Genomic DNA, 13,232 nt, shown 5'->3' with positions numbered 1-13,232 from the left:
TGGCCAGGGCCGCGCGCCCGCGGGCTGCGAAAATCCCCTCCGGAGCGGACATCTGACGGCCAGCCAGCTATCGTGACGCCCGCACAGCCCGCCGCGACACTGCCACGCCCCAGCAGCAGGAGGTACCGCCATGGCTCGCCGACTCCGACCGGTGGGGCTGGACTTCGTCGAGGACGCTTCGGTCCGCCTGGCCTTCACCGCCGAGGCGGCTGCGCCGCCGGAGGCGGTGTACCAGGCGCTGGCCGAGGAGGTCGAGGGCTGGCCGCGCTGGTTCCGGGCGATCACACTGGCCCGCCCCACGCACGGCGGCGCGGGCCGGGAGATCGAGCTGACGGGCGGGGTGCGCTTCCGGGAGACCATCATGGCGGCGGACCCGGAGCAGCGCTACGCGTACCGGGTGGACGAGACCAACGCCCCCGGGGTCCGGGCCCTATTGGAGGAATGGCGGCTGACGCCCACCGGCTCGGGCACCCGGATCCGCTGGACCTTCGCCGCGGACGGCTCGACACCCTTCCGCCTGGCCCTGAAGGCCCTCCGCCCGGGCCTGGGCCGCTCCTTCCACACGGCGGTCCGCACCCTGGACGGCCACCTGGCCGCACCGCGCGCCGGTCAGTAGTCCCAGACCCTCCTACGAAACTCCTGCAGCGTCAGCGCCGGACCGTCGGCGAAGTGGACGACCGCGGCACGACGGCCCGGGCCTTGGACCGCCCCTTGCCGGCGAGGACGCGCCGTCAGGCGGACGGCTCGCGCCACACCCCCGTGGTCAGCAGCGTCTCGAGCGTCTTCGCGTACGGGGCGATGTCGAGGCCCTGCGCCGCCAGCCAGTCGTCGGAGTAGTACTTGTCGAGGTAGCGGTCGCCCGGGTCGCAGAGCAGGGTGACGACGCTGCCCGTACGGCCCTCGGCCACCATCTCCGAGACGATCTTCAGGGCGCTCCACAGGCCGGTGCCCGTGGAACCGCCCGCCTTGCGGCCGATGGCCTGTTCCAGCGCCCGGCAGGCGGCGACGCTCGCCGCGTCCGGGACCTTCATCATCCGGTCGATGGCGCCCGGCACGAAGCTCGGCTCCATGCGCGGCCGTCCGATGCCCTCGATGCGCGAGCCGCAGTCGCTGCTCGCGTCCGGGTCGTTGTTGGTCCAGCCGTCGAAGAAGCAGGAGTTCTCCGGGTCCGGGACGCAGACGCGGGTGTCGTGCTGCATGTAGTGCACGTAGCGCGCGATGGTCGCGGAGGTGCCGCCGGTGCCGGCGGTCGCGACGATCCAGGCCGGTTCGGGGAAACGTTCCAGCTTCAGCTGCTGGTACATCGATTCCGCGATGTTGTTGTTGCCGCGCCAGTCGGTGGCCCGCTCCGCGTACGTGAACTGATCCATGTAGTGGCCGCCGGTGCGCGCCGCGAGCCGCGCCGACTCCTCGTACATCTTCATCGAGTCGTCCACGAAGTGGCATTCGCCGCCGTGGAATTCGATCAGGCGGCACTTCTCCGGGCTGGTCGTGCGCGGCATGACGGCGATGAACGGGACGCCGATCAGCTTGGCGAAGTACGCCTCGGAGACGGCGGTCGAGCCGGAGGAGGCCTCGATGACCGGCCGGCCGGGGCGGATCCAGCCGTTGCAGAGGGCGTAGAGGAAGAGCGAGCGCGCGAGGCGGTGCTTGAGGGAGCCCGTGGGGTGCGTGGACTCGTCCTTGAGGTAGAGGTCGATGCCCCAGGCCTCGGGGAGCGGGAAGCGCAGCAGGTGCGTGTCCGCCGAGCGGTTGGCGTCGGCCTGGACCTTGCGGACGGCCTCCTTGAGCCAGGCGCGGTAGTCCGCGTCGCTGCGGTCGACGTCGATGGTCGTCGTGGCAGCCGTACCGCTGGTGCCGGTGGTACCGCTGGTGCCGGTGGTGCTCATGCGCCCTGCTCCTTCGTGCGTTTATTCGCCCCCTGCTTTCGCAATGTACCTCCCCCACCTGCGCAAACAGTCGCTTTGGGTTTCCATGCACATCGCTTTCGATCGCGTTCGGTTGCACTGTGGGGCACCGTGGGTGACCCTGGTGGAGCATTACTGAGGGTGCAGCACCCGTAACACTCATGTCGGGGAGTCGCAGCCGTGATCAGTCATTCCCGCAGGCACTGCGTCGTCGAACTGCAGGCCTTGCCGTGCCGGATCGGACAGATCCGAAGAATCGTTTCGGCGCAGCTGCGCCACTGGCAGCTCGATCCGCTCATAGACCGGGCCGCGCTCGGGGTGACGGAACTGCTGAGCAACGTCCACCTCCATGCGCAGCCGGACAAGACCTGCACCGTCGAGATCGAACTCCGCCTCGGCCGGCTCACGGTCTCGGTCATCGACAGCGATCCGCGACTGCCGGTGCTGAGCGCGCCGCCGGCGGGCTCGCTGGAGACCGGCGGGCGCGGGCTCGCGCTCGTGGAGGCGCTCAGCGAGGCGTGGGGCGCGCGCCACCAGGCCGACGGACCGGGCAAGGTGGTGTGGTTCTCGCTCACGGCGGCCCCCGCGCCGGCGGCTCCGCCGGGCCCGGTACGGATCGGTTCGAAGCCCGTACGAGAACCCGCCCGGTCGGCACTCGTCGCCGTGGACCCCGGAGCCGTCGCGACAGGCCTGTCGGTGGCCGCCTCGGTCGGCGCCGGGCCCGGCTGACGACGCCCGCCGCACCCCGGCGAGGCCGTCCGCCGAGCCGGCCGGAACCCCCGGGACGACCCGCGACCCGCGTCCGGCCGCCCTAGGCCAACGTGCCCAGCGGGTCGTCCAGCACCGGCTGCCACGCCAGCTCCGCGGCGCCGACCAGGCTGTTGTGGTCCAGGGTGCACGGCAGGATCGGCACGCCCCCGCTGCGCCCCCACAGGCTGCGGTCCGCGACCACCGCGCGCAGCCGTTCCGGGTCGGCGTGCAGCAGTTCCCGGTGCAGCCCGCCGAGGATGATCCGGTCCGGGTTGAGGATGTTGACCAGGCCCGCGAGGCCGAGCCCCAGCCGGTCGATCAGCTCCTCGGCGGCCGCCCGTACCGCCGGCTCCGCGTATTCGCTGGCCAGCAGGTCGCGCGCCTGCTGCAGCAGCGACACCTCGGGCCCGGGCGTGCGGCCCGCCGCGGTGAGGAGGGCCAGCGGGTCCGCCTCCACGTCCAGGCAGCCGCGGCCGCCGCAGTGGCAGGGCCGGCCCTCCGGGTTCACTGTGAGGTGGCCCACCTCCAGTGCCAGGCCCGAACTCCCGCTGTGCAGGCGGCCGTCCAGCACCAGGGCGCCACCCACGCCGCGGTGCCCGGTGGCCACGCACAGCAGGTGCTGCGCGCTGCGCCCCGCGCCGTGCCGGTGCTCGGCCAGCGCCGCGAGGTTCACGTCGTTCCCGGTCAGGGCCGGGCCGTCGATCCCGGCCGCCTTCACGCACTGCGCGAAGACCGCCCTTACGGGAGACCCGGGCGGCCAGGCCAGGTGCAGCGGGTTCAGTGCCGTGCCCTCCGGCTCCGCGACCGCCGACGGCACCGCGAGCCCCGCCCCGATACAGCGGCGGCCGGTCTCCGCGAGCAGCGCTGCCCCGGCGTCCACCACCGCGCCGAGCACCTGCGCCGGGTCGGCGGACACGGTGATCTTGCCGGGGGCGGTGGCGACGATCCGCCCGCCGAGGCCGACCAGCGCGGCCCGGAAACCGTCCGGGTGCACCTGCGCGGCGAGCGCGACGGGGCCGTTCTCGTCGATCGAGAGGCGGTGCGAGGGACGGCCCTGGGCGCCGCCGGCACCGCGGCCCTGCGTGCCGCTCGCGCCGCCGGGCCGGGAGTCCACCCTGATCAGCCCGAGCGCCTCCAGCTCGGCGGCGACGGCTCCGGCGGTGGCGCGGGTGACGCCGAGCTCGGCCGTCAGGACGGCCCTGGTCGGGGCGCGGCCGGTGTGGACGAGCTCCAGCGCCGGGCCCAGCGCGCCGCGGCCCCGCTCCAGCTTGGTCCTCGTGGAAGCGGAGCTCGCGGCGGCAGAACCCATCGAAGCAGAATCCGTGGAAGCAGTAGCAGTGGACACCGTGGTCACATCCCCCACCCGCGGCGGGGCCCCGTTGCCGTTCATGCACCCGATCCTCGCATGATCGGGCGGTGCCGGGCGCCGCCCCTTACCCGAGGCCGCCGACCCGGAGCGTGATGTTCAGCCGTCCCGTGAGCCCCAGCCCCTGCGGGCCGGTGCCCGGCAGGACCTTCGGCACCCCGTGGTAGGCCAGTCGGCTCGGGTTCCCGAAGACGAACAGATCCCCGCTGCGCAGCTCCACGTCGCGGTACGGGCGGCCGCGCGAGGCGGTGTTCCCGAAGCGGAAGACGCAGCTGTCGCCGAGGCTGAGGGAGACGACCGGGGCCCCGGACTTCTCCTCGGCGTCGCGGTGCATGCCCATGCGGGAGTCGCCGGCGTAGAAGTTGATCAGGGCGATGTCGTACTCCGCCCCCGCCTCCGGGGGCTCCCCGTAGGCCGCGGCGACCGCCTCCCGCCCCAGCTCGGCGAGCCAGGGCGGCATCGGCTTGACCGGGGCCCCGTCGCCATCGACGACGGTGCGGGCGTATCCGTACGGGTACCAGTGCAGTCCGAGGCACACCTGCCGGGCGGTCATCGTGCCGCCGCCGGGGGTGTGCACGGTGCGCAGCCCGGCGGGCGGGCGGGCCCATGCGCGGCAGGCGGCCAGCAACTCCCGCTGCCGGCCGTCCCCGAGCCAGTCGGGCACGTGCACGGCGCCGGGGGCGATCACGGTCCGCTCGCGCGGAAAGAGTTCCCCGTTCATGCGTCCATTGTCCGACCCGGGGCCACGGGGTGGCTGGCAGAATCCCGACATGGAGATCTTGGATTTCGTGAAGACGCTCGAACGGGACGGGCAGCTGCTCGCCGATCTGGCCGAGCAGGCCGGTATGGACGTCCCCGTGCCCACCTGCCCGCCGTGGCGGGTGGCCGATCTGCTGCGGCACACGGGCTCGGTGCACCGCTGGGCGGCCGCGTACGTGGGAGAGGGCCGGCTGGAGCCGGTGGGGTTCCCCGACCCGCCGGAGCTGACCGGGGCGGAGCTGCTGGCCTGGTTCCGCGAGGGGCACGCGGCCCTGGTCCGGACCCTGTCCGAGGCGCCGGCCGATGTGCAGTGCTGGACGTTCCTGCCGACCGCCGCACCCTCCCCGCTGGCGTTCTGGGCGCGTCGGCAGGCCCACGAGACGGCCGTGCACCGGATGGACGCGGAGGCCGCGCTCGGGGTCGCGTTCTCGGCGGTGGAGCCGGAGTTCGCGGAGGACGGGGTGGACGAGCTGCTGACGGGCTTCCACGCGCGGCCCCGGAGCCGGGTGCGGACGCCGGAGCCCCGGGTGCTGCGGGTGCGGGCCGCCGACACGGGCGCGGCGTGGACCGTACACCTGTCGTCGGAGCCGGCCCGGACGGTGCGGGGCGCCACGGACGAGCCGGTCGACTGCGAGCTGTCGGGCGAGGCGGCCTGGCTGTACGCGGCGCTGTGGAACCGGCTCCCGCTGGCGGGCCCGGGGGTGACGGGCGATACCGGGCTGGCCCGGTTGTGGAGCGAGACGGCCGGAATCTGAGCGGGGAACCCGCGCCCGGGTCGAGGCCTGCCTTGTGACGGATCGTATCCGCTGTGACACTGCACGCATGGGGCGACGCAATCAGGCGGACCGGGACGCGATCACCATCGAGATCGGCTACGCCTTCGTCAGTGCCTGCTTCGCTGCCGCACTCACCTTCGGCGCGGTGTACGGGCCCGCCGTGGTGTTCTCGTTGTCGCGCGCGGCGGAGCACGTACTGGCGGTGGCGGGCGGCGCCATGGCGGCCGCAGTGTTCGTACTCCGCGTCGCGCACCTCCTGTGGCGCTTCGCCCGCCGCCCCGAGAACGACGGCCGCTAGGGCATCCGGCGAAGCGCTCGGCAGGACGTTCGATAGGGTCGACCCCTCAACGATCATGGGGGATCCTCGATGTCCACTTCCACCGTGCGCGGTGCGGCGCTGCTCGCCGTGGCCCTTGCGGCCTTCAGCGTCTCCTGTGGCGCGGACCCGGCCGGCTCCGCGGCCGCTCCGTCGGCGGCGGCTTCCTCGCAGGGCGCGGCCCCGAGCCCGGGACCGGCCTCCGCATCCGCATCCGCATCCGCACCTGCCGACCTCCCGCCCGAGAAGGTCCGGGACGCGTTCGCCGGGCTCCAGGCGACCCTGGACGACGCGTGCACACCGGGCAACTGTGCCTACTTCCTCGGCCGGGTCTACGACGAACTCCACCGCCTGAACCGGTCGATGAAGGCGGACCCGAAGGGGCCCGGCCACTTCCCTGAGCCGATCGGCCTGATCGCGAAACTCGACGCGGAGCTCGGCGGCGACCGGACCTTCGAGAACCTGAAGAAGCACCAGACCTCGCTGATCGGCACCCGGGACGAGATCAACACCTGGATGCAGGGGCACCCTGACGACTACCGCTGACGTCGGCGCACGGCCTCAGCCGAGGGTGGCCGCATAGTCGGTCTGCTCGCGGAACGGCCAATCCGGGGACGCGTCCCAGGGGTTGGGCATGACCGTGCTGGTGGCGTAGGCGTAGCCCGCGCCGCGGCCGAAGGCCGTGCGCAGGGTCGTGCGCATCGACTCGGGGTCCGGGACGTCGTGGACCAGGTGCCAGAACGCCGTTCCGCTCGGGTCGAGTTCGGTACCCGGGCGGTAGCCGCCCACGGGGTCGAAGACGTTGCCGCCGGGCCAGCCGCCGCCGGTGTAGGCCGCGTAGGTGTCCTCGTACGTGACGAACACGTCCGCGGTGCGGCGGCCCGGCTCCAGGTAGCAGTCGGCGATGGCCGTGCCGGGGTTGTCGACGACGAGGTCGCTGGCGCCCGGGTCGAGGGCGCGCATGGTGTCCTGGACGTGGCGGCGGAGCTCCGCGTAGTGGTCGCGGACGGCGTTGCCGGGGCCGCAGTCGCGGCTGACGACGTCGAAGAAGATGCCGTCCACGTGGAGGCGGCCGTCGGGGGTCCGCAGGTAGTTGTCGACGGAGGCCTTGACGGCGGCGATGTCGCGGTTGCCGTGGTCGGTGTGGACGTAGCCGAGGACCTTGGTCCGCTCGCCGGTGGCGGTGGTGGCACGGCGCAGGGCGTCGGCGCGGGCCCGCCAGGTGGCGTCGAACGGGGCGTCGCCGTTTCCGGGGTTGAGGACCACCACCGAGGGGGCCGGTTCGGTGCCGGTGAGGTCCGCCAGCATCCGGTCCCGCGCCCCGACGTAGGCGGGGACCGCGATCTCCAGTCCCCGCACTCCGGGCATCCGGGGCGTGGCCGGGGTCTCGGCCCGGGCCGGCTGGGCGGTGCGCGCCGTCGCACCGGCCGCGGGCGCGGGCGCCGGGGCCGGCGCGGCCAGTAAGGCGGTGACCACGAGGGCGTACAGGGCCTTCACGGCGCGGGGCATGACGGTTCCTCCGGCGGCGGCAGCAGGGGGGCGACCCGAGGAACACTAGACGGACCGGCCCCGGTGCAAGGGGCAACCGCCGGATTGGGCCCGGGGAACAGCAGAGCGACGGCCCGCCGCCGCACGCTGATCCCCGTCAGCGCCCCGCCGGCTGCCTGCTCATACGGCGGGCAGCCCGACCCCGTGGGCCAGCTGGCCCGCGGCGTGCGCGAAGAAGGTGTCCCGGTCCTCGACGACCCGGTTGAACTGCCCGAACAGCTCGAAGGAGACGAGGCCGATCAGCTGCGCCCAGGCGGCGACGAGGGCGGCGGTGACCTCGGGGGGCAGGCCGTCGGCGAAGTCGGCGGTCATCCGGACGGCTTCCGGGCGCAGGGCGGCGGGCAGCGGCGGCAGGGCGAGGCCGCGGCCCTCGTAGGCGGCGCGGAGGACGGCGATGAAGGCGTTGCCGACGCGGGACGCGGGGCCGACGGTGTCCTGGGGGGCGCTGTAGCCGGGGACCGGGGAGCCATAGATGAGGGCGTACTCGTGCGGGTGCTCCAGCGCCCACGCGCGGACGGCCTCGCAGACCGCGATCCAGCGGGCGCGGGGCGGGGCCGAGGCGGCGAGGGCGCGGGCGTCGGCCTCCTCGGCGGCGGCGCCGACGCTGTCGTAGGCGTCGATGATCAGCGCGGTGAGCAGCTCGTCGCGGCTGGGGAAGTAGCGGTAGAGCGCGGAGGAGACCATGCCGAGCTCGCGGGCGACGGCGCGCAGGGAGAGTTTGGCGGCGCCCTCGGCCGCGAGGCGGCGGCGCGCCTCGTCCTTGATGGCGGCGGTGACCTCGATACGGGCCCGTTCCCTGGCCCCACGGACGGTGTTCATGCGGGCCAGTGTGCCACGCAGGCAGAGCACCGCCCAAGAAATGGATCGCCGCTCCATTCAGAGAGCACTGCTCTTGTTTTGGCGCACCGATCCGTGCACACTGTTCTCAAGCGAGAGCACTGCTCTCGAAATCGCGGAAACGCCCCCGGAGGCCACCATGAACGCGTCCAACCCGTCCACCCCGGCCGGCCCGTACTACCTCCAGGCCGGCCCGTTCACGAGGCGCTTCAACGCACTCTTCGGCAAGCTGGCCCGCATCGGCATCAGCCTGGCCGGCTCCGCCGAGCTGTCGGTCCGCGGCCGCACGTCCGGGCAGATGCAGCGGATACCGGTCAACCCGCACACGTACGAGGGCTCCCAGTACCTGGTCTCGGCCCGCGGCCACTCCCAGTGGGTCCGCAACATGCGGGTCGCGGGCGGCGGCGAGCTGCGCGTGGGGCGCAAGGTGCGCACCTTCACCGCCACCGAGATCACCGACCCCGCGCAGAAGGCCGCCGTCCTGCGCACCTACCTGGAGAAGTGGGGCTGGGAGGTCAACGCCTTCTTCCAGGGCGTCAACGCGAAGTCCTCCGACGCGGAACTCCAGGCGGCCGCCGCCGACCACCCGGTCTTCCGCATAGCGGTGTCGAACTGACCGCCGCCCGCAGCAACTGGACGCCGCCTCCCCCCTAAGGGGTGTCCGGCTTCCAGTCCTGGACGAGGAGCCCGAGCAGCACCTCGTCGAGGAACTCGCCCATCACCCAGGCCGAGGAACGCAGCACGCCCTCGCGGACGAAGCCGTTGCGCTCGGCCGAGCGCAACATCGCGGCGTTGTCCGCCAGCGTCTCGATCTGCAGCCGCCGCAGGCCGCGCACGACGAAGCCGTAGCGGCACAGCACGGCGACCACGTCGGTGCCGTAGCCCTTGCCGCGGGCGGACGGCAGCAACCCCAGCCCGAGGTGCGCGGACCGGTTGTGGTTGTCGATGCCCCACAACACGGCCGTGCCGACCAGCGTGCCGCCGGCCAGCTCCACCACGGAGAACGGGACGTGCCCGTGCTCCGTCTCGTCCACCACGAGCCGCGAGTCCTTCGAGCCCGGCGAGATCGGCCGCCACGGCCGGCTCTCGGCGCGCGAGGAGTTGACCACGTCGTCGTAGAGCTCCGCCCGAAGGATCGGGATGTCGTCCTCGTACCGGGCCCTGAGCCCGACCTTGCTACCCCTCAGCATGCAGGCTTCCTATCCGAGCGGGACGCCGACGGCAAACCAATATCGGAACCGCACCGGCACCTCCCGGGGCCGGACGGCGTGCCGCCCGGCCCCGGGAAGACCCGCGGGACGGGGCCTCAGGCGCGGCCGCCGCCGCGGGACGCCTGCCTGGCGTCCAGTGCGTGCAGGGCCCGGCGGGCCAGCGGATACGTACGGACCAGGTCGGCCAGGGTCGTCGAGCCGCGCGTGATCCGGGCGAAGGCCCGCCACGCCGGCCGGAAGCCGGTGATCGCCGCGTGCAGCAGGCCCGGCCGGGCCTCGAAGACGTGCAGCATCCGCCTGCCGACGCCCATCTCCACACCGAGCCCCGCCTTCACGGCGAAGGCGTAGTTGAGCGCCTGGCGGCGCGCGTCCACCGCGTCCTGCGCCTCGGAGATCTTCACCGCCCACTCCCCCGCCAGCCGCCCCGAGCGCAGCGCGAAGGAGATGCCCTCGCGGGTCCACGGCTCCAGCAGTCCGGCCGCGTCGCCCGCGACCAGCACCCGGCCGCGTGAGAGCGGCGAATCGGGCTTGCGGCAGCGGGTCAGGTGCCCGGAGGAGACGGCCGGTTCGAAGCCGGCGAGGCCGAGCCGGGCGATGAAGTCGTCCAGGTACCGCTTGGTGGCGGCGCCGTCGCCCTTCGCCGAGATGACCCCGACGGTGAGGGTGTCGCCCTTGGGGAAGACCCAGCCGTAACTGCCGGGCAGCGGGCCCCAGTCGATCAGCACCCGCCCCTTCCAGTCCTCCGCGACCGTCTCCGGGACGGGGATCTCCGCCTCCAGGCCGAGGTCGACCTGCTCCATCTCGACCCCGACGTGCCCGCCGATTCGGCTCGCGCTGCCGTCCGCGCCGACCACCGCGCGGGCCAGGACGGTCTCCCCGTCGGCGAGCACCACGGCCACCGTGCGCCGGTCGGGCACGGCCGCGCCGTGCTGTTCCACGCGGGCCACGGCCGTACCCGTACGGATGGTGGCGCCCGCCTTCTCGGCCTCCGCGACCAGCGCGGCATCGAACTCCGGCCGGTTGATGAGCCCGAACAGCATCTGCTTCGAGCGCCTGGTCCGGGTCAGTTTGCCCTCGAGCGAGAACGTCACCGCGTGGATGCGGTCCTTGAAGGGCAGCACGAACCCCGGGGGCAGGGCGTCGCGCGAGGGGCCGATGATGCCGCCGCCGCAGGTCTTGTACCGCGGCAGCTCGGCCTTCTCCAGCAGCAGGACGCTCCGCCCCGCCGTCGCCGCCGCGTACGCGGCCGAGGACCCGGCCGGTCCGGCCCCGACCACGACCACGTCCCACACCTCGCCGGTCCCCCCGGCCACCTCGTCCGCGGCCCCCTGCTCGGCCTGTCCTGCGCTTGCGTCGCGTACGTCGTCGTCGCTGCTCACGATGTGCTGCTGCTCCTGATCACCCGGTTGCTCCGATGCCGGGCAAATCCTACGGCGAGTCGCCGCCCCGTCCTGTTGTGCGAGGATCGGGACTGCCTTCGCCGTACCCGGCATACGCCACCCACGCGGATCCGGGCGGCGTACCACTGAGAACAACGTCGCACCCAAGAGGAGCGTGCCCATGTCCCAGAATCCGATCGCCGAGACCATCGCCTCGCTGATGCCCCGCGCCAAGCAGGAGCTCACCGAGTTGGTGGCCTTCCAGTCGGTGGCGGACTGGGCGCAGTTCCCCAAGAGCGAGAGCGAGGCCGCCGCGAACTGGGTGGCGGACGCCCTGCGCGTCGAGGGCTTCCGGGACGTGGCGCTGCTCGACACCCCCGACGGCACCCAGTCGGTGTACGGCTTCCTCCCCGGCCCCGAGGGCGCGCCGACCGTTCTGCTCTACGCGCACTACGACGTGCAGCCCCCGCTGGACGACGCCGCCTGGATCTCCCCCGCCTTCGAGCTGACCGAGCGCGACGGCCGCTGGTACGGGCGCGGCTCCGCCGACTGCAAGGGCGGGTTCATCATGCACCTGCTGGCCCTGCGCGCCCTGAAGGCCAACGGTGGCGTGCCGGTGAGCGTGAAGGTGATCGTCGAGGGCTCCGAGGAGCAGGGCACCGGCGGTCTCCAGCGGTACGCCGAGGCGCACCCGGAGCTGCTGGCCGCCGACACGATCGTCATCGGGGACGCGGGCAACTTCCGCCTGGGCCTGCCGACGGTGACGGCCACCCTGCGCGGGATGACCCTGCTGAAGGTGAAGATCGACACGCTGGGCGGCAACCTGCACTCCGGCATGTTCGGCGGCGCGGCCCCCGACGCGCTGGCCGCGCTGATCCGCGTACTCGACTCGCTGCGCGCGGCGGACGGTTCGACGACGGTCGACGGGCTGGCCTCGGACGCGGTGTGGGAGGGCCTGCAGTACCCGGAGGCGGACTTCCGCGCCGACGCGAAGGTGCTGGACGGGGTCGAGCTGATCGGCGACGGCACGGTCGCGGACCGGCTGTGGGCCCGCCCGGCCGTGACGGTGCTCGGCATCGACTGCCCGCCGGTCGTCGGCGCGACCCCGTCGGTGCACGCGAGCGCCGGCGCGCTGATCAGCCTGCGGGTGCCGCCGGGCGTGGACACCGCGGCGGCCATCAAGCTGCTGGAGGCGCACCTGGTGGCGCACACGCCGTGGAAGGCGCGCCTGGAGCTGGAGGTCGTCGGCCAGGGCCAGCCCTTCCAGGCGGACACGAGCAGCCCAGCGTACGCCTCGATGGCGGCGGCGCTCCAGGCCGCGTACCCGGGCCAGGAGATGCAGATCGCCGGCATGGGCGGCTCCATCCCGCTGTGCAACACGCTGACGGAGCTGTACCCGCAGGCGGAGATGCTGCTGATCGGGCTGAGCGAGCCGGAGGCGCAGATCCACGCCGTCAACGAGAGCGTGTCGCCGGAGGAGCTGGAGCGGCTGTCGGTGGCGGAGGCCCTCTTCCTCGTCAACTACGCGGAGTCCAAGCGGGGATGACCTCCGGTGGGGCCCGGGTCTGTGCTGCGGCGCCGCCGTGCGCGGCCCCGGGCTCCGCTCTCGGCGGACTCCGCTACCGGTGAAGTCGCGTGCGCGGAGCCGACCGCGGTCCGTAGCGTCGGGCGTATGGATCTTGTCGAAGTCATCCCGAACCGGCTCCACATGCTCCGCTTCCCCGTCGGCCAGGCGTATCTCTGGCAGGACGGCGAGGCCCTCACCCTCATCGACGCGGGATACGCCGGCCAGGCGGACGCGGTCGAGGAGGCGATACGTTCCCTCGGGCTGCTGCCCGAACGGCTGGAGCGGATCGTCCTGACGCACTGCCACGGCGACCACTTCGGGGGCGCCGGCGAGCTCGCCGCCCGCCACGGCGCCCGCATCCTGGCGCACCGGCTGGACGCACCCGTGATCCGGGGCGAGCGGCGCGTGCCCGAACCGGTGCTGCTGGACTGGGAGGTTCCGCTGTACGAGCACGCTCTGACGGTGGTCCCCGAGGCCCCGCCCACCCCCGTCGACCGGGAGTTGGAGGACGGTGACGCGCTGGGCTTCGGGGACGGGGCGTACGTGGTCCACGCCCCCGGCCACACGGACGGCAGCATCGGCATCCATCTCCCGTACCACGGCGTGCTGTTCGCGGGGGACTGCATCGCCGCCGTCGGCCCGCTGATGCTGGGCGTCTTCAACGTGGACCGCGCCCGCGCCGTGGAGTCCTTCCGCCGGCTGGCCGCGCTGTCCCCCTCCACGGCCTGCTTCGGCCACGGCGACCCCCTGACGGTGGACACCGCGGCCGCCCTGGCCAAGGCCGCGGCCGACACCCCGGTCGGCTGATCCCGGCGG

At 73.4% G+C, this 13,232-nt stretch carries 15 protein-coding genes; 8 read left to right on the top strand and 7 right to left on the bottom strand.

What is annotated here, in order from left to right; genetic code table 11:
* The first annotated feature begins 130 nt into the window (after window positions 1-130).
* Window positions 131-616, top strand: a complete 486-nt coding sequence (locus ACFTXQ_RS22310) for an SRPBCC family protein (protein WP_382643333.1) — start codon at window positions 131-133, stop codon at window positions 614-616.
* Between the two features lie 115 nt (window positions 617-731).
* On the opposite strand, the gene ACFTXQ_RS22305 is transcribed toward ACFTXQ_RS22310, so the two are convergent.
* Window positions 732-1,889 (bottom strand): PLP-dependent cysteine synthase family protein, encoded by a 1,158-nt coding sequence (locus ACFTXQ_RS22305; protein WP_382643331.1) that lies wholly within the window; start codon window positions 1,887-1,889, stop codon window positions 732-734.
* Between the two features lie 198 nt (window positions 1,890-2,087).
* On the opposite strand from ACFTXQ_RS22305, the gene ACFTXQ_RS22300 reads away from it, so the two are divergent.
* A complete protein-coding gene (locus tag ACFTXQ_RS22300) occupies window positions 2,088-2,636 on the top strand; it encodes an ATP-binding protein (RefSeq protein ID WP_382643329.1) in 549 nt (182 codons plus the stop codon).
* 82 nt (window positions 2,637-2,718) lie between these two features.
* Here the strand turns inward: ACFTXQ_RS22300 and ACFTXQ_RS22295 are convergent, their stop codons facing one another.
* Window positions 2,719-3,966, bottom strand: coding sequence for an ROK family protein (locus ACFTXQ_RS22295; protein WP_382643327.1), 1,248 nt, complete (start codon window positions 3,964-3,966; stop codon window positions 2,719-2,721).
* A gap of 124 nt (window positions 3,967-4,090) precedes the next feature.
* Window positions 4,091-4,744 (bottom strand): alpha-ketoglutarate-dependent dioxygenase AlkB family protein, encoded by a 654-nt coding sequence (locus ACFTXQ_RS22290; protein WP_382643325.1) that lies wholly within the window; start codon window positions 4,742-4,744, stop codon window positions 4,091-4,093.
* Window positions 4,745-4,793: 49 nt separating this feature from the next.
* On the opposite strand from ACFTXQ_RS22290, the gene ACFTXQ_RS22285 reads away from it, so the two are divergent.
* From ACFTXQ_RS22285 to ACFTXQ_RS22275, 3 genes are all read left to right on the top strand, one after another.
* Window positions 4,794-5,537, top strand: a complete 744-nt coding sequence (locus ACFTXQ_RS22285) for a maleylpyruvate isomerase family mycothiol-dependent enzyme (protein ID WP_382643324.1) — start codon at window positions 4,794-4,796, stop codon at window positions 5,535-5,537.
* A gap of 67 nt (window positions 5,538-5,604) precedes the next feature.
* Window positions 5,605-5,856 (top strand): DUF6332 family protein, encoded by a 252-nt coding sequence (locus ACFTXQ_RS22280; protein WP_382643322.1) that lies wholly within the window; start codon window positions 5,605-5,607, stop codon window positions 5,854-5,856.
* Between the two features lie 69 nt (window positions 5,857-5,925).
* Window positions 5,926-6,420 (top strand): hypothetical protein, encoded by a 495-nt coding sequence (locus tag ACFTXQ_RS22275; RefSeq protein ID WP_382643320.1) that lies wholly within the window; start codon window positions 5,926-5,928, stop codon window positions 6,418-6,420.
* Window positions 6,421-6,435: 15 nt separating this feature from the next.
* Here ACFTXQ_RS22275 and ACFTXQ_RS22270 read toward each other — a convergent pair whose 3' ends face one another.
* Window positions 6,436-7,383, bottom strand: a complete 948-nt coding sequence (locus tag ACFTXQ_RS22270; RefSeq protein WP_382643318.1) for a spherulation-specific family 4 protein — start codon at window positions 7,381-7,383, stop codon at window positions 6,436-6,438.
* A 159-nt stretch (window positions 7,384-7,542) separates the two neighbouring features.
* On the bottom strand, window positions 7,543-8,241 hold the full coding sequence (locus ACFTXQ_RS22265) for a TetR/AcrR family transcriptional regulator (protein WP_382643316.1): 699 nt from the start codon (window positions 8,239-8,241) through the stop codon (window positions 7,543-7,545).
* A gap of 157 nt (window positions 8,242-8,398) precedes the next feature.
* On the opposite strand from ACFTXQ_RS22265, the gene ACFTXQ_RS22260 reads away from it, so the two are divergent.
* Entirely contained in the window at window positions 8,399-8,875 is a 477-nt protein-coding gene (locus ACFTXQ_RS22260; protein WP_382643314.1) for a nitroreductase/quinone reductase family protein, read from the top strand.
* Window positions 8,876-8,909: 34 nt separating this feature from the next.
* Here the strand turns inward: ACFTXQ_RS22260 and ACFTXQ_RS22255 are convergent, their stop codons facing one another.
* Window positions 8,910-9,449 (bottom strand): GNAT family N-acetyltransferase, encoded by a 540-nt coding sequence (locus ACFTXQ_RS22255; RefSeq protein WP_382643312.1) that lies wholly within the window; start codon window positions 9,447-9,449, stop codon window positions 8,910-8,912.
* A gap of 116 nt (window positions 9,450-9,565) precedes the next feature.
* Entirely contained in the window at window positions 9,566-10,783 is a 1,218-nt protein-coding gene (locus ACFTXQ_RS22250; RefSeq protein WP_382643408.1) for a geranylgeranyl reductase family protein, read from the bottom strand.
* A 247-nt stretch (window positions 10,784-11,030) separates the two neighbouring features.
* Here ACFTXQ_RS22250 and ACFTXQ_RS22245 point away from each other — a divergent pair, with 247 nt between their 5' ends.
* Together ACFTXQ_RS22245 and ACFTXQ_RS22240 are read left to right on the top strand one after the other, a co-directional pair.
* Window positions 11,031-12,395, top strand: coding sequence for a dipeptidase (locus ACFTXQ_RS22245; protein WP_382643310.1), 1,365 nt, complete (start codon window positions 11,031-11,033; stop codon window positions 12,393-12,395).
* Between the two features lie 126 nt (window positions 12,396-12,521).
* Entirely contained in the window at window positions 12,522-13,223 is a 702-nt protein-coding gene (locus tag ACFTXQ_RS22240) for an MBL fold metallo-hydrolase (protein WP_382643308.1), read from the top strand.
* Window positions 13,224-13,232: the final 9 nt, after the last annotated feature.

This window comes from Streptomyces sp. NPDC057010 (assembly GCF_042673805.1).
Lineage (GTDB): Bacteria > Actinomycetota > Actinomycetes > Streptomycetales > Streptomycetaceae > Streptomyces.
Note: the sequence above shows the minus strand (reverse complement) of the source record. Positions and strands in the feature narration are given on the sequence as shown.

Bases quoted from the DNA above. Each gene is read 5' to 3' on its own strand.
- ACFTXQ_RS22310 (WP_382643333.1), top strand. From the start codon at position 131: ATGGCTCGCCGACTCCGACCGGTGGGGCTGGACTTCGTCGAGGACGCT.
- ACFTXQ_RS22305 (WP_382643331.1), bottom strand. From the start codon at position 1,889: ATGAGCACCACCGGCACCAGCGGTACCACCGGCACCAGCGGTACGGCT.
- ACFTXQ_RS22295 (WP_382643327.1), bottom strand. From the start codon at position 3,966: ATGGGTTCTGCCGCCGCGAGCTCCGCTTCCACGAGGACCAAGCTGGAG.
- ACFTXQ_RS22290 (WP_382643325.1), bottom strand. From the start codon at position 4,744: ATGAACGGGGAACTCTTTCCGCGCGAGCGGACCGTGATCGCCCCCGGC.
- ACFTXQ_RS22285 (WP_382643324.1), top strand. From the start codon at position 4,794: ATGGAGATCTTGGATTTCGTGAAGACGCTCGAACGGGACGGGCAGCTG.
- ACFTXQ_RS22280 (WP_382643322.1), top strand. From the start codon at position 5,605: ATGGGGCGACGCAATCAGGCGGACCGGGACGCGATCACCATCGAGATC.
- ACFTXQ_RS22275 (WP_382643320.1), top strand. From the start codon at position 5,926: ATGTCCACTTCCACCGTGCGCGGTGCGGCGCTGCTCGCCGTGGCCCTT.
- ACFTXQ_RS22270 (WP_382643318.1), bottom strand. From the start codon at position 7,383: ATGCCCCGCGCCGTGAAGGCCCTGTACGCCCTCGTGGTCACCGCCTTA.
- ACFTXQ_RS22265 (WP_382643316.1), bottom strand. From the start codon at position 8,241: ATGAACACCGTCCGTGGGGCCAGGGAACGGGCCCGTATCGAGGTCACC.
- ACFTXQ_RS22260 (WP_382643314.1), top strand. From the start codon at position 8,399: ATGAACGCGTCCAACCCGTCCACCCCGGCCGGCCCGTACTACCTCCAG.
- ACFTXQ_RS22255 (WP_382643312.1), bottom strand. From the start codon at position 9,449: ATGCTGAGGGGTAGCAAGGTCGGGCTCAGGGCCCGGTACGAGGACGAC.
- ACFTXQ_RS22245 (WP_382643310.1), top strand. From the start codon at position 11,031: ATGTCCCAGAATCCGATCGCCGAGACCATCGCCTCGCTGATGCCCCGC.
- ACFTXQ_RS22240 (WP_382643308.1), top strand. From the start codon at position 12,522: ATGGATCTTGTCGAAGTCATCCCGAACCGGCTCCACATGCTCCGCTTC.